Below are 17,535 nucleotides of genomic sequence, written 5' to 3'. Positions count from 1 at the left end.
GTTCAGAGGTCTTTGCGAAGTTCCGTGAGGGGCGCGCGGCTGCTGCGGAGCGTCCACAGCCCGAAGGCCACGAGGACGGCGCCGACAGCCAGCGCGATGAGGTTGGGCGAGATCATGAGCAAGGCTCCGATGGCGAGCGCCAGCCGGGTCGGGGCCCCGAGCGGGCCGCGCCAGTAGCCTTCCGAGGCGATGGCGATGGCCAGCACGACGACCAGAACGCGGAGCGCATCGAAGGCGATTGCCGGGATGCTGCCCTGCAGGAGAATGCCGGGCGCATACATGAAGGTGAAGGGCAGAACGAAGGCGGCGACGGCCAGCTTGCAGGCCATGCCCGCGATCGAGATCGGGTTGGCGTCGGCGATCGCGGCGGCGGCGTAGGCAGCGACGGCGACCGGGGGCGTCATCGCCGAGAGCACCGCGAAGTAGAGCAGGAACATGTGGGCCTGCAGCAGCGAGTAGCCGTAATCCCCGACCAGCGTCGGCGCCACGAGGGCGGCGGCCAGCGCGTAGGCTGCGGGGGTGGGCATGCCCATGCCGAGCAGGATGGTCATGGCGGCGGCGATGACCAGCGTCAGCAGGTCGTTCGAGCCCGCGATCAGCACCAGCAGCTCCGAGACCTTGCCGGCGAGGCCGGTCATGGTGATGCCGCCGATGACCATGCCCGCGGCGGCACAGGCGCCGGTCACCGCGACCATGCTTATGGTGGTCTGGGCGACGCCCTCGTAGAGCGCCTTCAGCGAGAAGCTCTTCCAGCGGAAGATCCAGGTGCCGAGCAGGGCGATGGTGCCGTAGAGCGCCACGTAGGTCGGGCTGAAATGCATCACCAGAGAGCCGGTCAGCACCACGAGCGGCACGATGAAGGGCCAGCCGTCGCGCAGCACCTGTCGGGCCTTTGGCAGCTCGTCGGGGTTGAGGTTGCCCGCCCCCATCCGGCGCGAGCGCAGGTCGACCTGCAGGAACACCGAGACGTAGTAGAGGATGGCCGAGATCAGCGCCGCGAAGACGATCTCGAGATAGGAGATGCCGGTGAACTCGGCCATGATGAAGACCGCGGCGCCCATGACGGGCGGCAGGATCGAGCCGCCGGTCGAGGCCGCGACCTCGATGGCGCCGGCAAGGCGTGGCGAGTAGCCGAGCTTCTGCATCACCGGGATGGTGACCGAGCCGGTGGTGACCACGTCGGCGGTCGGGCTGCCCGAGAGCATGCCGAAGAGCCCCGAGGACATGACGGCGACCTTTGCGGGCCCGCCGTTGTACTTCCCGGTGAGCGCCGCGGCGAGGCCGAAGAAGAACTGCCCGCCGCCGGCTTTTTCCAGCAGCGTGCCGAAGAGCACGAAGAGGAAGGCGTAGGTCGCGGTCACCTGCACCGGGGCGCCGAAGATGCCGTCGGTGGTGAAGACGGTGATGTCGAGGAAATGCGCGAAGCTGATATAGCCGTGGCGCAGCGGGCCCTCGAAGTTGTGTCCCCAGAGGTTGTAGGCCATGAAGATCAGCACGATCCCCGTAAGCCCCATGCCGACGGTCCGCCGGGCGGCCTCGAGCGAGAGCAGCAGGATGCCGTAGCCGAAGATCCAGTAGGCGGGCGTCAGCGGATCGAAGAGCGTGATGCGCTCGGCGATGGCCTGCATCTCGATGCTGAAGAAGACGAGGCAGGCAAGGCTGAGGCCCGAGAGGATGAAGTCGGGGATGCTGGGCCGGTCGGTGCGGGCAGCGGGCGTGGCGCCCACCAGCAGGAACAGCAGCGTCAGCATCATCGACAGGAAGACGATGGTGCGGGCCAGCACGTCCCAGGTGGACATGGTGGCGGCATAGACGGTGAACAGCGCTGTCAGGACCGCAAAGCCCTTGATCGCGTGGCCGAGCGGCCCGTCGAGCCGCCGGCGCGGGCCGGTGCCGAGTGCTGCGCCGACGAGGCGCTGCGCGTAGGTGGGGGAGGGGGGCTGGATCATGCGGTCACTTTGCATCCGGAAGAGGTCGGCGGGGCCGGTGGGCGGCCCCGCGCGTGCCCTTACATCAGGCCTGCTTCTTCATAGGCGCGGATGGCGCCCGGGTGGAACGGCACGACGGCCTGTTCCTTCATGCCCTCGGGCGTGAAGCGCGACATGGCGGCAGAGACGGCGGCCATGGCGTCGGGATGGTCGAGCATCGCCTTGGTCACGGTATAGGCGGTCTCTTCGTCGAGTTCCTCGGTGGCGAAGAGGATGATCGAGGTGGTCACCGTCTTCACGTCGCCGCCCTCGCCGGGGTTGGCGTCGGCCGAAATCGTCCAGGGCTTGAGCGAGAACTTCTCGATCACCGCCTCGGCCGCGTCATCGGGCACCGAGAGCAGCTTGAGCGGGGTCGCCTCGGACATCTGCGTGAGCGAACTGTGGCCCTCGAAGAGCGTGTTGGCCAGCAGGTCGACGCGGCCGTCGCGCATGAGCGTGGTCTGCTCGCCCGAGGCCTGGAACTGCACCGAGCCGCCCCAGTCCTCGATGTCCTCGATGCTGACGCCGAGCGCGGCCAGCGTCTCTTCGGTGATGGCCGAGGTCAGCAGGCCCTTGCGGTTGAACACGAGGCGGACCGGCGGCTTCTTCTCCGCGAGGTCGGCGAGGCTTTCGAGCCCGTACTCCTCGGCGAAATCGGCGCGGGCGATCCACCACACCGGCGCCCAGTCATAGAGCACGGCAAGCGCGGTCAGGCCTTCGACGGGCGCCTTGAAGGGGTCGGTGCCGGCCTTGGCAAAGGCGAGGTCGCCGTCGTTGGCCATGCCGAGCGCGCAGGCGCCGGTCTGCACCTGCACCACGTTGGCGAGACCGCCCGAGGAGGTCTGGTAGGTGATGGTCGAGCCGGGCGCCTCGGCCTTGACCGCCGCATCGAGACCGGCGCCCACCAGCGACCACAGTCCGCCCGGGCTTGCGCCGCAGACCGACTCGTTGACCGTCTGGGCCTGGGCGGGGAGCGCCAGCCCGAGAGCGAGGCCGGCTGCCGCCGAAATCTTGAGAATGTTCATGGTCCTACCCTGTTCGGTTTTTGTTGAACGTGACCGGGCGATGACGCTGCCGGTCCCGGACGTTGTTCCGTCCTGGGTCGAGCGTGACCTAAAAATGACGCGAATCGCAAGGGAAATTCCAAAAATGGAACAAAATTCAAAATGAGAATGGCGGTCGGCGGCACCCGCTGCCTGTTTTGGAAGCGGGCGCGCGGGCGGCGGTTGCGTCGGGGGCGGTTATTGCCCGTCCGGGGTGATACCGTTCTCGCGGTCGACGGTTTCGAGCAGCTTGCGGAGGTAATCGGCGGCCTCGCGGCCCTTCAGCGACTCGCGCCACATCTGGTCGATGGTGCGCTCGTGCAGCGCGATGGCCTCGTCGGTGTTGGTGATCATCGCCACGCCAAGCCGCACGTTGGGCTGCTCGCCAAGGCGGAACGGGCTGATCGACAGGGTCTTCACGTCGCCCTTGCGGAAAATCTGGAAGGCGCTGTGGGGCAGGGTGCCGGTAACGAGACCGACCTGCACGCCGATGGGCTCGCCCTCGATCAGGTCGATGAAATGCTGCACCTCGCGGCGGGCGCGGGCGCGGCGTTCGCTGAGATCGTCCGGCGGCAGGAAGGGCTGTCCGACGAAGCCCGAGCGCAGCAGGCGCACGATATCGTGGGCGGACATCAGGTTGACGATGGTGGGCCGCCGCGACAGGTAATTCGCCTTGCGTTCCTTGAGGATCTCGATGATCCGCTCGATGTCCGCAAGCGTCTGGTCGCGGTGGTCGGCGGTCTCGGGGACGCTCTCCTTGAGCAGCCGTTCCAGCGATTCATGGAAGTCGTCCGAGGCCAGCAGGTACGAGATCGGACCGGCCAGGACGATGATCTGGTTGGCCTCGGTCTCGAGCTGGCGGAGACGTTCGAAATAGGTGACGGCGGACGAGATGTACTCGATCTCGACCCCGAGCAGGGTGGGCAGCGACACGTTCAGCAGTTCCGCCAGCCCGATCAGGGTCTCGATCTTGACCACTTCGCCCTTTTCGAAGCGGTAGACCGCGGTGCGCGAGATTCCGATGCGATTGGCGACTTCCTCGGCGCTCATCCCCGAGCCAAGTCGAAATGCCCGCAGCCTCTGGCCGATTTCGTCGTATCGCAGCGTCATCTGGTCCCTTTCTCCAGTTTTGGGAACGGAACCACCGTTTCCGCGCAGGGGCAACGAAAAAGGCCCGGTTCTGCGACGGCCTTGCCGTTCTGTTAAAAAAGTGGGATTTTGCACACAAAAGGTATGGAGGCCGACATGGACTGGCTCAACAGCTCGATCGCGACGCTGCGCAAGGCTCTGGACGCGGGGCAGGTCACGCAGGGGGCGCTGGTCGAGGCCCATCTTGCGCGCATCGCCGAGCGCGACGGCGAGATCGGGGCCTATGTCCATGTAGACGCGGACGGTGCCCGGGCGGCGGCAACCGCGCCGGTGGCGGGGCTGCTCGGCGGCATTCCATTCGGGGTGAAGGACGTGCTCGACGTGGCGGGCATGCCCTGCGAACAGGGCAGCGTGATCTACAAGGGGCAAGTGCCGCCCTTCGATGCGGGCAGCGTGGCGATGCTGAAGCAGCAGGGCGCCATCGTGCTGGGCAAGACGGCGACGGCGGAATTCGCCGGTACCGCGCCCGCGGCGACGGTCAACCCGCTGGACACGGCGCGCACGCCGGGCGGCTCGTCGAGCGGCTCGGGTGCCGCGGTGGCGGCCGGCATGGCGGTCTTCGCGCTTGGCACCCAGACCGGCGGATCGGTGCTGCGCCCGGCGGCCTTCTGCGGCGTCGCGGGGTTCAAGCCGACCTTCGGTGCCTGGCCGGTGTCGGGGATGCTGCCCGCCGCGCAGTCCTTCGACACGGTGGGCGCCATCGCCCGCAGCGCCGAGGATCTGGCCTGGGTCCATGCGGCGATGATGCGGCTGCCGGCGCCGGGCGCGACCGGCGATCTGCCGGTGATCGGGCTCTGCCGCACCCACCTTTGGGACACCCTGTCCGCGCTCAGCGCCGGCGCGGTAGAGGCGGCGCGGGAGCTGTTGTCGCGCGCGGGCGCGCAGGTCATCGACCTGCCGCTGGCGCCGGGGTTTGCCGAGCTGACGCAGCACCGCGCCATCGTAAATGCCTTTGAACGCAGCGGAAACACCGCCTGCTTCGGGGCGGAGCTCGACCGGATCCGCCCCGAATCGCGCGAGGTCTTCAGCCGCGGCGAAAGCATCGACGGCGAGACTTACCTGGTCTCGCGCCGGGCGCTGGATGTCGCGCGCGCCGCGGTCGACACGCTTTTCGGCGAGGCGGGCGTGCTGCTGACGGCGACAGTGCCGGACGTGGCACCGTCCGGGCTGGAAAAGACCGGCGATCCGCGCCTGCAGGAGCTCTGGAGCACGCTGCGCTGCCCCTCGATCGCGGTGCCCTTCGGCCATGCGCCCTCGGGGCTGCCGCTCTCGGTGCAGCTGGTGGCGCGCCCCAACGAGGACGCGCTTCTGCTCGATGTCGCGCGGCAGCTCGAGGCGCTACGCGAGGGCTGATCAGCCCTCGGCGGTCTCGAAGCGCGCGGCGAAATTGTCGAAGAACTGCGCCGAGAGCTTGCGCGAGGTCGAGGCGATGAGCCGCGAGCCCAGCTGCGCCAGCTTGCCGCCGAGCTTCACCTCGACCTCGTAGCGCAGCAGCGTGCCCTCGGGGTGTTCGTCAAGGAAGATGCGGGCGTGGCCCTTGGCAAAGCCCGCAACGCCGCCCTTGCCCTCGCCGCTCAGCACGAAGCTCTCGGGCGGTTGCTCTTCGCTCATGGTGACAGTGCCTTTGAAGGTAGCCTTCACCGGGCCGATCTTGGTGGTGACGCTGGCATGGAAGGTGTCGTCGCCCTCGGCCTCGAGCTCGGTGCAGCCGGGGATGCAGTCGCGCAGCACGTCGGTGTCATGGAGTGCGGCCCAGACTTCGGAGCGCGGGGCGGGGAGGGTGTATTCTTCGGAAAGCTGCATGATTGGGCACCTCGACTGTTTCAATTTTGGTTCGTCACCCCTTGGCTATTTTATTATTGAAACCCAGAAAAGAGTAGAATACCAAAAATGGAACAGCCGGACGCCCTCCGAGACGCGCCCCGCCAATGAAAAAGACGCTGCATGGCCTGTCGCGATGCGCACAGGACCATGGATAGAGAGGACCAGATGACCCGGGCTTTCCAGAATATGCTGACGCGGCTGACCCCCGAGATGGTCGCCACCTTCACCGAGGCCGGGTTCTGGTCGGACGACACCATCTATGACTGCGCCCGCGCTTCGGCCGCGCGCGCGCCCGCGCAGATCGCCATCCGCGACGCCGGGCTGGCGCTGGCCTATGGTGACCTGGTGACGCTGGCCGACGGCTTTGCCGCGCGGCTGGTGGCGGCGGGCCTGCGCCCGGGCGACCGGGTCGCCGCGTGGATGTCGAGCCGCTGCGAACTGGCGGTGCTGCTGCTGGCCTGCGCGCGCGAGGGTTTCGTGCTTTGCCCGTCGCTGCACCGCAACCATACGGTGGGCGAGATCACCGGGCTGGTGAAGCGGATGCGCGCCAGCGCGCTGGTCACCGAGACCGGCTTCGGCGCCGATGCCGACCGGCTGGACATCACCAGGACCGCCGCCGAGGTCACCGACCTCAGGCTGACCGTCTCGCTCGAGGCGCCGAAGCCGCGCAGCGTCGCGGATCTCGCGGCCGCGCTTGGCACCGGCGAGGCCGAGCCGCCCGGGCGCAACGGCTGCGACATCGTCTACCTCGCCTTCACCTCTGGCACCACGGGCGAGCCCAAGGGTGTGATGCACTCGTCCAACACGCTGCTCGCCAACGCCCGCGCCATCGCCGGCGACTGGAACATCGGGCCCCAGACGGTGACCTACACCATGGGGCCGCTCAGCCATAACCTCGGCTTCGGCGCGCTGATCCTGACGCTGCTGGCGGGGGGCGAGCTGATCGTGCACGACATGCCGCGCGGCAAGAGCCTGCTCGAGCGGCTGGAAGAGGTCGGCGCGACCTTCCTCTTCGGGGTGCCGGCCCACGCCATGGACCTTTTGATCGAGCTCGACGCCGCAGCCGAGGCAGGCGGCACGCCGCTGGCCGGGCTGCAGGGCTTCCGCATCTCCGGTGCCGCTGCCCCGTCCTGGGTGGTCGAGCGGCTCTCGGCCCACGGCATCAAGGCCCAGAGCGGCTATGGCATGACCGAGGCCTGTTCGCACCACTACACGCTTCCCGACGATCCCGCCGAGCGCATCACCGGCACCAGCGGCCGCGCCTGCCCGGGCTACGAGGTGAGGATCTTCGACCCCGCCGATCCCGACCGCCCGCTCGCCACCGGCGAGGTCGGGCATATCGGCGGCCGCGGCGCGAGCCTGATGATGGGCTACTTCGACGATCAGGCGGCGACCGAGAAGGCGTTCAACAAGGACGGCTGGTTCATGACAGGCGACCTCGGGCGCATGGACGAGCACGGCTACCTGACCCTGACCGGGCGCCTCAAGGAGATCATCATCCGCGGCGGCCACAACATCCACCCCGCCCGGATCGAGTCGCTGGCCAGCCGCCACCCGGACGTGGCACGCGCCGCCGCGGTGGGCGTGAAGGACGAGCGTCTGGGCGAGAAGGTCTGCCTTGTGGTGATGCCGCGCAACGGCGTGGCGGTCGATCCGCAGGACGTGCTGCGCCACCTCGACGAGACGGGCCTGTCGAAATACGACATGCCGGAGTTCTTCCTGCAGGTGGACGAGATCCCGCTCTCGGCCTCGGGCAAGATGCTCAAGCGCGCGCTGCTGCCCGACATCGAGCAGGGCAAGCTGGTGCCGCAGCCGATCCGGTTCAAGGCGCCCGCCTGATGGCCGATTATCTCGCCCGGCTCGAGGAAGAGATGCGCCGCCCGCCGCTGCACGGCTGGCTGCGCCCGCAGGCGATCCGGGCCGACGGCTCCGAGGTCGAGGTGCGGCTGCCGTTCAGGCCCGAGTTTGCTGGCGGGACCGATCCGGTCTTCATCCATGGCGGCATCGTCGCGGCGCTCTGCGACCTGACCGCCCACGCGGCGGCGGCCTGCGCCGCGGGCACGCCCGTACCCACGGTGACGCTGGGGGTCGACTACCTGCGCGCCGCGCCGGGCGTGGATCTGCGCGCTGTCGGTATCCTGCGCAAGCTGGGCCGGACGCTCGCGCGTGTGGATGTGGAGATCTTCGCCGGGGACAGGCTTGTCGCGCTGTCCCGCAACACCTTTGCCATTCCCGAGGAGAGACCATGAAAGCGGTCGTGATCGAAGACTTCGGAGCGCCCTCGCAGGCCACCCTCCAGGACCTGCCCATGCCCGAGCCGGGCGCGGGCCAGCTTCTCATCGCGGTCGAGGCGGCGCCGGTCAATTTCGTCGACAGCCTCGTCTTCACCGGCAAGTACCAGTTCCTGCCCGAGCGGCCCTTCACCCCGGGCAAGGGTCCCGCGGGCAAGATCGTCGCCATCGGAGAAGGGGTCGAGGGCTTCGAGGTCGGGCAGCGTGTGCTCGCCATGGCCGAGCACGGCGGCTATGCCGAGGCGGCGCTGGTGCCCGCCAAGGACGCCTATGTGTTGCCCGAGAACGTCAGCAGCGAGGACGCCGGCGTCCTGTCGCTCGCCTTCGACACCGCGTGGACGGCGCTTTTCGAGCAGGGCCGGATGCAGCCCGGCGACACCGTGCTGGTGCTGGGCGCGACCGGGGCCGTGGGCAACGCCGCGATGCAGCTTGCCAAGATCAAGGGCGCCAAGGTGCTCGCCGCCGTCTCCTCGCCCGACCGGGCCGATGAGGTGAAGCGCTACGGCGCCGACGCCATCGTCGACCTGTCGCAGCCGAACCTGCGCGACAGCCTGCGCGAGCAGGTCTACGCCCAGACCGGGGGCCGCGGCGCCGACGTGGTGATCGATCCGCTGGGCGGCGACATCTTCGACGCGGCGCTGCGCGCGGTGGCCTGGCGCGGGCGCGTCGTGGTGGTGGGGTTTGCCGCCGGGCGCATCCCGACCATCAAGGCCAACTACCTGATGCTCAAGAACATCGAGGTCAGCGGCCTGCAGGTCAGCGACTACCGCAAGCGCCGTCCCGACATCCTCGACGCCGCCTTCCGCGAGATCCTGGCGCTGGCCTCCGAGGGGCGCATCTTGCCTGGGCCGCGCAAGACCTACGCACTGGCCGAGTTCGCCACCGCGCTCGACGATCTGCTGGAGCGTCGCGCGCGGGGCCGGGTGCTGCTGGTGCCGAACGGGGCCGTGGACTGAGCCTTTCCGGCCGAAGCCCCGAGGTGCTGGTGGCGGCGGCGGCAATGCCGCGGTCTGTGCCGATATAGCCACCGGGCTCACCCGGCCTCCTTCTGGCGCTGTGCGCGACGCCCGCGATGCTGGCGCTGCATCGGGGCGTGGTGATGACGCTGTTCCTGTCCGTGCCCTAGAGCAGGCGCGTGCATGGCATCTGGCGCTGCATGGCGCCGGTCCGGCACGGGCGCCACGACGCGTAATCTGAGCTTACGTAAACAAGAAGACGACGGCGCCCCGCGGGTGCCGTCGTCTGCGTTTTCAGCCCCGGCCGCGGTAGGGCGGCACGCCCTGGTCGGGAAGCCAGAGCCCCTCGGGCAGCGGCCCTGTCTGCCAGAACACGTCGATCGGGATGCCGCCGCGCGGATACCAGTAGCCACCGATGCGCAGCCATTGCGGCGCGAGGAAACCGACCAGCCGCCGCGCGATCGAGATCGTGCAATCCTCGTGGAAGGCGCCGTGGTTGCGGAACGAGGTGAGGTAGAGCTTCAGCGACTTCGATTCCACCAGCCACTTGCCCGGCGCGTAGTCGATGACGAGATGCGCAAAGTCGGGCTGGCCGGTCATCGGGCAGAGCGAGGTGAACTCCGGCGCGGTGAAGCGCACGTTGTAGGTCACGTCCGCCTGCGGGTTGGCGACGCGTTCGAGCTCGGCCTCTTCGGGGCTGGCGGGGATGCGGGTCTCGCCGCCGAGTTGCCTGAGGTTGCTGTAGATGCTGTCGGTCATGCAGGTCTCCTGCGGTCAGACGCCGCGCTTGTTGCCCCAGATCAGGACATGCAGCTGCGGCAGGATACGGGGGGTGAACCAGGTGTCGGCCATGGTGCGCTCGACGAGCCAGCCGAGCCGGTCCGCCAGCGCCTGCGGATCGACGGGCGTCTCGGGATCGACCTCGGGGTTGCCGGGCTGGAGATAGAGCGGAAGCTCCGGGTGGCGGGCGTGGGCGTCCCTGGCCCAGGCGTAGTCGGTGCCGTCGAAGATGACGATCTTCATCACCGTCTGGCGGGCGGCGCTGCCGGCGCGGACGCAGGCGGCGAAGGCGTCCCAGTCGACGGTCTCGCCGCTCGACGGGGGCTTCGGCGAGAGCACCAGCGTGTCGAGTTCGGCGAACCAGGGCCGCGCGACCGAGCCCTGCGTCTCGCAGGCAAAGCGGTAGCCCGCCGCCCGTCCGCGCGCGATCACCGGCGCGAAGTCCTGGATCGCGGGATTGCCGCCGCTGAGCGACACTGTCAGGGGCTGGCCCCCGGAGAGGCGCAGCACCTCGTCCCAGACCGCCTCGTCGCTCATCGCGGCCCATGTGTCGCGGTAGCGGCTCTCGACCGCGTGCAGGCTGTCGCACCAGCTGCAGCGGTAGTCGCAGCCGCCGGTGCGGACAAAGACGGTGGGCTCGCCGATCAGGGCGCCTTCGCCCTGGATCGTCGGCCCGAAGATCTCGGCGATGCGCAGGCTCATGGCCGGTACTCGGCCCAGGTCTTGGGGGTCTCGCTCACCAGCACGGCGCTGGTCTCGGGCCAGCGGGCCCGGCACCAGTCGAAGAAGTGCCGCGCCATGTGCTCGGCGGTCGAGGGCACCTCGAGCACGTCGTTCAGGTGGCGATGGTCGAACTGCCCGTCGATGTAGGTCTTGAGATCGGCGAGATCGTGGTAGTCGCGCACGAAGCCGTCGGTGTTGAGCGTCTCGGCGGAGAGCTCGACCACCACGACGTAATTGTGCCCGTGCAGCCGCGCGCACTGGTGGTCGGGCGGCAGGTGCTCGAGCCGGTGCGAGGCGGAGAAGTGGAACTCCTTGCGGATGCGGAACATCAGGCGGTCCCCCGCGCGGCCACGGCCTGCGCCCAGTAGTCGGGGTCGGCATAGGCCGTGGGGTCTCCGACCCCGGCGAGGTGGAAGGCCTCGCGCCGTTCGACGCAGGTGCCGCAGCGGCCACAATGCAGCTCGCCGCCCTTGTAGCAGGACCATGTCTCGGCGAAGGGCGTGCCGTGGGCCGCGCCTGCGCGCACGATGTCGGCCTTGCTGCGCTCGACGAAGGGCGTGTGCAGCCGTACCGAGGCATAGCCGTCGAGCGCCGCCTGCTGCATCGCGTCGAAGGCCTGCGTGAAGGCCGGGCGGCAGTCGGGATAGATGAAGTGATCGCCGCCATGCACCGCGGTGGCGACGGCCTCGTCGCCATTGGCCGCTGCGACCCCGAAGCCGATCGCCAGCATGATGGCGTTGCGGTTGGGCACGACGGTGATGCGCATGGTCTCCTCGGCGTAGTGGCCATCGGGGACGTCGATGTCATCGGTCAGTGCCGACCCGGAGAGGGAGGCGCCGATGCCGCGCATGTCGATGAGGTGGTGTGGGACGTTCAGGCGCCGCGCGGCGGCGGCGGCGAAGTCGAGTTCCTTGCGGTGGCGCTGGCCGTAGTCGAAGGAGACGAGCCGGGTCAGCTGCTGCTGGTCGGCGATGATATGCGCGAGCGACACGGAATCGAGTCCGCCCGAGCAGATGACGAGTGTTTTCATGTTGGGGCCCTTGTTTTGATATCCGGGTAGGCTGCGACCGGACGTGGGGGCAGGCGATAGCAGCCCGGGACCGGTCAGGCAAGCGCGGGCGCCGGGGCCGGGCGCCTGTCTGCCGCGGCGTCATGCGCGGGGCACGGATGCTCCGGCGTGCGCGACGATTCGTCCCGCCGGGGGGCTTGAGGCGGGCGAGGGGCCGGGACCGGCGCACCGCGCGCCATGGGCCGGACGCTGGCAAAGACGGCGTTCGGGCCCGTTTCGATCAACCATTGGGCGAACGGTCACGCCCGTTGCCCGGAATTTCCCCAAACACACACACTCCGCGCCGAAGCTGAGTTTTTCGCAAAAGTTTTGACATTAACGGTTGTCAGACACAATTGTCATCGACAACTGTTTGGAGTGACCAGAGATGAATGAAGAGACGCGGGGCAGAGGCCGGGGAGTGACGGACGTGCAGGACGGTTTCGACGAGATCGAGCTCGACTGCCTGACCGGCGCGGTCAGCTACTACATCCGGGTGCTGAACCTGTGGATCTCGCGCGATCTCGAGAAGAAGCTGGCGAGCCTTCCGGTCGCGGGGGGTACGGGCAAGATCTCGACCCTGTTCATGGTGCTGCACCAGCCGGGCATCACCGCCTCGGAAATCATGAGCTTCGCCGGCAAGGACGCGCCGGCGATGACCCGGCTCGTCGAGAAGCTGATCGCGGACGGGCTGCTCGAGCGTCGTCCCGACCCGGACGTGCGGCGGCGCCAGCAGCTTTTCATCACGGCGGCCGGGCGCGAGGTGCTCGACCGGGTGCGCGAGATCGTCGAGCGCGAACCCGAGGACGCGTTCTGGATGCTGTCGAAGAAGGAGCACGCGCAGACCGTCGCGCTGCTTCGCAAGATCGCCGCGGCGTATGTCGAACGCCACAACGGGCTCGATTGGAAACGGAAGAAGACATGACGACCAAGACCATGCTGCTCACCGGCGGATCCCGAGGGATCGGCCACGCCATCGCCATCGAGGCCGCGAAGCGCGGCTGGTTCGTCTCTCTGGGGCTGCGCGACGCCTCGGCGCTGCCGACGGGGCTGAGCCCGGAGACGGCGGAGGCGGTGCCCTACGATGCCGCGGCCGGTGGCGAGCGGGACTGGGTAAAGGGCGTGCTGGAGCGGCGCGGGCGCATCGACGCCGTGGTCGCCTGCGCCGGCATCCTCGAGCACGACCGCATCGTCACCGAGGACGAGGACACCGTGCAGCGGCTCTTCGAGGTCAACGTGCACGCGCCCCGGCGCCTTGCCGCCGCCGCGTGGGACGCGCTGGCCGAGACCGGCGACGGACGGATCATCGTCATGGCCTCGCTCTCGGGCAAGCGGGTCAAGAGCAAGCGCTCGGGGCTCTATTCGTTTTCCAAGTTCGCCGCCGTGGGGCTGGCCCACGCCCTGCGCCACGAGGGCTGGGATCTCGGCATCCGCGCCACGGCGATCTGTCCGGGGCTCGTGCGCACGGACATGGGCGAATCCGCCGCCAACGGCGGCTTCCCGCCCGAGGCGATGACCCAGGTCGGGGATGTCGCGACGCTCACGCTCAACACCCTCGAACTGCCCGGCACGCTTTGCCAGGCGGAAATCGCCTTCAACTGCCAGCCTGACGGAATCCACTGATGCCCGGTCCACGCGTAACCCCGGTCCACGGGGACGAAACCCTGCCCGACAAGGTCGATGTCGTCGTGATCGGCGGCGGGATCATCGGCACCTCCACGGCGCTGGAGCTCAGCGAAAAGGGGCTGCGTGTGGCGCTTTGCGAGAAGGGCGGCATCGGGCAGGAACAGAGCTCGCGCAACTGGGGCTGGGTGCGGATCTCGCGTCGCGATCCGCGCGAGATCCCGCTGATGGCCGAGGCGCTGCGCATCTGGCCGGGGATGAACGACCGCACGGGGCGCGAGCTTGGCTACAAACGCACGGGCATCATGTTCTCGTGCCGCACCGACGAGGATATGGCCCGTTACGAGCGCTGGTCCGAGCATCTCAAGCCCTACCAGCTCGACAGCCGGATGGTCTCGGGCGCCGAATTCGCCGAGGTCATGCCCGGCTGCGAGGAGCCGGTGAAGGGCGGGCTCTACACCTCGGTCGACGGGCGCGCCGAGCCGCAGCTCGCGGCGCCTGCCATCGCCGAGGCGGCGCGCGACCGGGGTGCCGCCATCCTTACCGAGACCGCGGTGCGCGGCATCGAGACCAGCGCCGGCGCGGTCTCGGGCGTGGTGACCGAGCGGGGCCGCATCGGCTGCGACGCGGTGGTGCTGGCGGGCGGGGCGTGGTCGCGGCTGTTCGCGGGCAACCTCGGCATCGACTTCCCGCAGCTCAAGGTGATGAACACCGTGCTGCGCACCGAGCCGCTCGAGGGCGGGCCGGAGGCGGCCTACTGGACCAGCGAATACGCCTTCCGCAGGCGCAAGGACGGCGGTTACACCATCGCCTCGGGCTCGACCAACGTGGTCGACATCGTGCCCGACAGCTTCCGCCTTGCGCTGCGCTATCTCCCGGCGCTGCAGCACCAGTGGCGCGACCTCAACTTCCGCGTCGGGCCCCGGTTCGGACAGGAGGCCGGCTATGCCCGCAAGTGGCGCAACGACGAGGCCTCGCCGTTCGAATACACCCGCGTGCTCGACCCCAAGCCGCATCCGCGCATCATCAAAAAGACGCTCAAGGCGGCGGCGAAGTACTTCCCGGTCTTCGAGAAGGCAAAGATCGCCCAGACCTGGGCCGGCTACATCGACGTCACCCCCGACGCGGTGCCGGTGATCTCGGCGGTCGACGGCCAGCCCGGCTTCTTCATGGCCTCGGGCTTCTCGGGGCACGGCTTCGGCATCGGTCCCGCCGCGGGGCGGCTGATGTCCGAGCTGGTCACCGGCCGCGCGCCTTGCGTCGACCCGCACCACTTCCGGTTCTCGCGCTTCTCCGACGGAACGAAGCTGCGACCCGACGACGGGTTCTGAACCCCTTTCTTCGCGGCCGGACGACCGGGCGCGGGAGCCCCTGACCAAGCGCCACAAGAAGCGCTGGCAGCACATCAAGACCGACCCAACAGCCAACAGGAGTAGAAAGCATGACCAATACGCCGTTCAAGGACCTGACCCACCCGTCGCGCCGCGGCTTCCTCGGGATGACGATGCTGACCGCCGCCGGTCTCGGGCTTTCGGGCCTGCCGGGTGCCGCCCGCGCGCAGGCCACCGGTCAGGTGATCGTGGGCATCAGCCAGGAGCCCACCGTCTTCAACCCGCACCTGCTGCACATCGAGGTGGACGAGGGCATCCACTGGGCGATCTTCGACCCGCTGTTCTCGGTCGAGCCCGACGGCTCCTTCGCGCCGCGGCTGGTGACCGAGGTGCCCAGCATCGAGAACGGCGGCATCTCGGAAGACGGCACCGAGTGGAAGATCACGCTGAAAGAGGGCGTGACCTGGCACGACGGCACGCCGCTGACGGCGGAGGACGTGAAATTCACGCTCGAGCTGCAGAAGGACCCCGATTTCCGCGCCGCCCGCCGCACCGGGCACGAGCTCATCGAAGAGATCACCGTGGTCTCGGACACCGAGCTCACGTGGAAGATGTCCTCGGCCTTCGCGCCCTACATGGCGATCCTGAGCTGGACCTTCATCGTGCCCAAGCACGCCTTCGACGGCGTGGACCCGAACGAGGCGCCCTTCAACCAGAGCCCCATCGGCACCGGGCCCTACAAATGGGACAGCCGCGCGCCGGGCGACAACATCCAACTCGTCGCGTACCCCGACTACCACGGCGACGGCGCCTCGATCGAGCGCATCGTGGTCAAGTACGTGCCCGATCTCACGGTGCTCTACACCCAGTTCAAGACCGGCGACATCGACGTGATCGCGCTGCAGGGCATCTCGCCCGACCACTATGCCGAGGCCTCGACGCTGGAGGGCAAGACCGTGCAGCTGGTGCCGGTGGGCACCGTCGAGACGCTGTCGCTGAACCTCGGCAACCCGGTGCTGGCGGACAAGGCGGTGCGCGAGGCGCTCTATCTCGGCGTCGACAAGACGACGATCCTCGAGGCGCTGTACTACGGTCTGCCGACGCCGACCGAAACCTACATGCCGCAGCAGAGCTTCTACTACAATCCGGACCTGCCCGGGCATGTCTACGACCCCGAGGCCGGCAAGGCACTGCTCGACGAGGCGGGCTGGGTGCCCGGCGGCGACGGCATCCGCGAGAAGGACGGCCAGCGCCTGAGCTTCATCTGCTCGACCACCGCGGGCAACCACGTGCGCGAGCAGATGCAGCAGTTCCTGCAGCAGAGCTGGAAGGAGATGGGCATCGAGATGGAAATCTCGAACCTGCCGCCGGCGGTGATGTGGGCCGACCACTGGATGCAGTCGCAGTTCGACATGGCGGTGGCGGGGATCATCTTCCTCACCGGGCCGGACCCGGACACCACCAACTACATGTCGACGGACTCGATCAACGCGCAGGGCGGGGCAGGGCAGAACACCTTCCAGGTCTCGATCCCCGAGCTCGACGAGCTGCTGAAGAAGGGCGCGACCACCGTATCGCCCGAGGCCCGCAAGCCGATCTACGCCGAGATCCAGTCGATGATCCGCGAGGAGCTGCCCTTCCTGCCGCTGTTCCAGCGCAACGAGGTGCGTGGCCATCTCGAGGGGCTTCAGGGCTACGAGCCCAACATCAACGTCCGGATCACCTTCTGGAACATGCAGGACTGGAGCTGGGCGTAACCGCCTGACCCCGCGACGACGACCGGCGGTCCCGGAGCCACGTGCTCCGGGGCAGTGCCAGACGTTCACCTTCCGACCGGAGGCCGCGCCATGATCCGCTTCCTTACCCACCGCACGCTGCAGGGGATCGTGCTGATCCTGATCGTCTCGATGATCGGGTTCACCGTGATCAACCTCGCGCCCGGCGGGCCGCTTTCGCAATACGCAATGACGCCCGGCATGAGCCAGCAGGACCTCGACCGCATCGCCCACCAGATGGGGCTCGACCGGCCGATCCCGGTCCAGTACCTCGACTGGCTGGTCAACATGGTCTCGGGCGACTGGGGCAAGAGCTACCGCGACCAGAGCCCCGTGCTGGACGTCGTGTGGCGCCACATGTGGGCGACGCTTCTGCTGATGGGCACCTCGACGGCCATCGCCGTGGCCCTGGGCACGCTGATCGGCGTGCTGGGCGCCCTGAAGCGCTACTCGGTCTTCGACTACATGGCGACGGTGGGCGCGATGATCGCGCTCTCGATCCCGACCTTCTGGTTCGGACTGGTGGCGATCTTCTTCTTCTCGCTCGAGCTCGGCTGGCTGCCCGCCGGCAACATGTACACCGTGGGCGACCAGAGCTTTTCCGACTACGCCATTCACCTGATCATGCCTTCCATCGTGCTGGCGCTGGTCAACGTGGCGATCTGGAGCCGCTACATGCGCGCCTCGACGCTCGACGTGATGGACCAGGACTACGTGCGCACCGCCCGCGCCAAGGGCCTGCCGCGCTGGCGCATCGTCTCGGCCCACATCGTGCGCAACGCGCTGATCCCGATGATCACGCTCGCCGGCCTGCAGCTGCCCACCATCATCGGCGGCGCGCTGGTCACCGAGACCGTGTTCACCTGGCCGGGGCTCGGGCGGCTCTTCATCGATAGCCTCGGCTACAACGACTACCCGGTGATCATGGGGCTGCTGATGTTCTCGGCCATCCTGACCGTGATCGGCAACTTCCTCGCGGATATCGGCGTCGCGCTGGCCGATCCGCGCATCCGCCTCGGCTGACC

At 68.5% G+C, this 17,535-nt stretch carries 17 protein-coding genes; 9 read left to right on the top strand and 8 right to left on the bottom strand.

The window, feature by feature from the left end; translation table 11 throughout:
• Positions 1 to 2 precede the first annotated feature (2 nt).
• From BLQ77_RS11980 to BLQ77_RS11970, 3 genes are all read right to left on the bottom strand, one after another.
• The gene (locus tag BLQ77_RS11980) at positions 3 to 1,949 is read right to left on the bottom strand and encodes a TRAP transporter permease (RefSeq protein ID WP_089959348.1); all 1,947 of its coding nucleotides are present in this window, start codon (positions 1,947 to 1,949) and stop codon (positions 3 to 5) included.
• 59 nt (positions 1,950 to 2,008) lie between these two features.
• Positions 2,009 to 2,992 carry a TAXI family TRAP transporter solute-binding subunit gene (locus BLQ77_RS11975; protein ID WP_089959346.1) on the bottom strand — a complete coding sequence of 328 codons (984 nt, stop codon included), beginning with the start codon at positions 2,990 to 2,992 and terminating at the stop codon, positions 2,009 to 2,011.
• Positions 2,993 to 3,208: 216 nt separating this feature from the next.
• Positions 3,209 to 4,120 (bottom strand): helix-turn-helix domain-containing protein, encoded by a 912-nt coding sequence (locus BLQ77_RS11970; RefSeq protein WP_008888033.1) that lies wholly within the window; start codon positions 4,118 to 4,120, stop codon positions 3,209 to 3,211.
• Between the two features lie 135 nt (positions 4,121 to 4,255).
• On the opposite strand from BLQ77_RS11970, the gene BLQ77_RS11965 reads away from it, so the two are divergent.
• Positions 4,256 to 5,512 carry an amidase gene (locus BLQ77_RS11965; RefSeq protein WP_165617081.1) on the top strand — a complete coding sequence of 419 codons (1,257 nt, stop codon included), beginning with the start codon at positions 4,256 to 4,258 and terminating at the stop codon, positions 5,510 to 5,512.
• Here BLQ77_RS11965 and BLQ77_RS11960 read toward each other — a convergent pair whose 3' ends face one another.
• Positions 5,513 to 5,962 carry an SRPBCC family protein gene (locus BLQ77_RS11960; RefSeq protein WP_089959339.1) on the bottom strand — a complete coding sequence of 150 codons (450 nt, stop codon included), beginning with the start codon at positions 5,960 to 5,962 and terminating at the stop codon, positions 5,513 to 5,515.
• A gap of 186 nt (positions 5,963 to 6,148) precedes the next feature.
• Between BLQ77_RS11960 and BLQ77_RS11955 the strand changes: the two genes are divergently transcribed.
• From BLQ77_RS11955 to BLQ77_RS11945, 3 genes are read left to right on the top strand one after another with little or no spacing between them, the layout of a single operon-like run.
• Positions 6,149 to 7,822, top strand: coding sequence for a class I adenylate-forming enzyme family protein (locus tag BLQ77_RS11955; protein WP_165617080.1), 1,674 nt, complete (start codon positions 6,149 to 6,151; stop codon positions 7,820 to 7,822).
• Positions 7,822 to 8,232, top strand: coding sequence for a PaaI family thioesterase (locus tag BLQ77_RS11950; RefSeq protein ID WP_008888166.1), 411 nt, complete (start codon positions 7,822 to 7,824; stop codon positions 8,230 to 8,232). The genes BLQ77_RS11955 and BLQ77_RS11950 overlap by 1 nt, the downstream gene beginning before the upstream one ends.
• Positions 8,229 to 9,230 (top strand): NADPH:quinone oxidoreductase family protein, encoded by a 1,002-nt coding sequence (locus BLQ77_RS11945; protein ID WP_089959332.1) that lies wholly within the window; start codon positions 8,229 to 8,231, stop codon positions 9,228 to 9,230. The genes BLQ77_RS11950 and BLQ77_RS11945 overlap by 4 nt, the downstream gene beginning before the upstream one ends.
• Positions 9,231 to 9,524: 294 nt before the next feature.
• Here BLQ77_RS11945 and queF read toward each other — a convergent pair whose 3' ends face one another.
• The 4 genes from queF to queC are packed head-to-tail and all read right to left on the bottom strand — an operon-like array spanning position 9,525 to position 11,763.
• A complete protein-coding gene (gene queF, locus BLQ77_RS11940) occupies positions 9,525 to 9,989 on the bottom strand; it encodes a preQ(1) synthase (protein ID WP_089959329.1) in 465 nt (154 codons plus the stop codon).
• A 15-nt stretch (positions 9,990 to 10,004) separates the two neighbouring features.
• The gene (gene queE, locus BLQ77_RS11935) at positions 10,005 to 10,712 is read right to left on the bottom strand and encodes a 7-carboxy-7-deazaguanine synthase QueE (protein WP_089959326.1); all 708 of its coding nucleotides are present in this window, start codon (positions 10,710 to 10,712) and stop codon (positions 10,005 to 10,007) included.
• Complete coding sequence (gene queD, locus BLQ77_RS11930; protein WP_089959322.1) at positions 10,709 to 11,062, bottom strand: 6-carboxytetrahydropterin synthase QueD; 354 nt, start codon at positions 11,060 to 11,062, stop codon at positions 10,709 to 10,711. The genes queE and queD overlap by 4 nt, the downstream gene beginning before the upstream one ends.
• Positions 11,062 to 11,763: a 7-cyano-7-deazaguanine synthase QueC gene (gene queC / locus BLQ77_RS11925; RefSeq protein ID WP_089959318.1), complete on the bottom strand. Its 702-nt coding sequence runs from the start codon at positions 11,761 to 11,763 to the stop codon at positions 11,062 to 11,064. The genes queD and queC overlap by 1 nt, the downstream gene beginning before the upstream one ends.
• A gap of 439 nt (positions 11,764 to 12,202) precedes the next feature.
• Here queC and BLQ77_RS11920 point away from each other — a divergent pair, with 439 nt between their 5' ends.
• The 5 genes from BLQ77_RS11920 to BLQ77_RS11900 all read left to right on the top strand — a co-directional run bounded on the left by BLQ77_RS11920 (position 12,203) and on the right by BLQ77_RS11900 (position 17,533).
• Complete coding sequence (locus BLQ77_RS11920; protein WP_008888293.1) at positions 12,203 to 12,706, top strand: MarR family winged helix-turn-helix transcriptional regulator; 504 nt, start codon at positions 12,203 to 12,205, stop codon at positions 12,704 to 12,706.
• Positions 12,703 to 13,404, top strand: a complete 702-nt coding sequence (locus BLQ77_RS11915) for an SDR family NAD(P)-dependent oxidoreductase (protein WP_165617079.1) — start codon at positions 12,703 to 12,705, stop codon at positions 13,402 to 13,404. The genes BLQ77_RS11920 and BLQ77_RS11915 overlap by 4 nt, the downstream gene beginning before the upstream one ends.
• On the top strand, positions 13,404 to 14,735 hold the full coding sequence (locus BLQ77_RS11910) for an NAD(P)/FAD-dependent oxidoreductase (RefSeq protein ID WP_089959309.1): 1,332 nt from the start codon (positions 13,404 to 13,406) through the stop codon (positions 14,733 to 14,735). The genes BLQ77_RS11915 and BLQ77_RS11910 overlap by 1 nt, the downstream gene beginning before the upstream one ends.
• Before the next feature lie 110 nt (positions 14,736 to 14,845).
• A complete protein-coding gene (locus tag BLQ77_RS11905) occupies positions 14,846 to 16,492 on the top strand; it encodes a peptide ABC transporter substrate-binding protein (protein WP_089959305.1) in 1,647 nt (548 codons plus the stop codon).
• Positions 16,493 to 16,582: 90 nt separating this feature from the next.
• Positions 16,583 to 17,533, top strand: coding sequence for an ABC transporter permease (locus tag BLQ77_RS11900; protein WP_008888184.1), 951 nt, complete (start codon positions 16,583 to 16,585; stop codon positions 17,531 to 17,533).
• The last annotated feature ends 2 nt before the right edge of the window (positions 17,534 to 17,535 follow it).

The sequence above is a fragment of the Salipiger thiooxidans genome, assembly GCF_900102075.1.
GTDB classification, from domain to species: Bacteria; Pseudomonadota; Alphaproteobacteria; order Rhodobacterales; family Rhodobacteraceae; genus Salipiger; species Salipiger thiooxidans.
The sequence above is the reverse complement of the archived record's forward strand: the minus strand, read 5'-3'. Positions and strand labels throughout refer to the sequence as shown.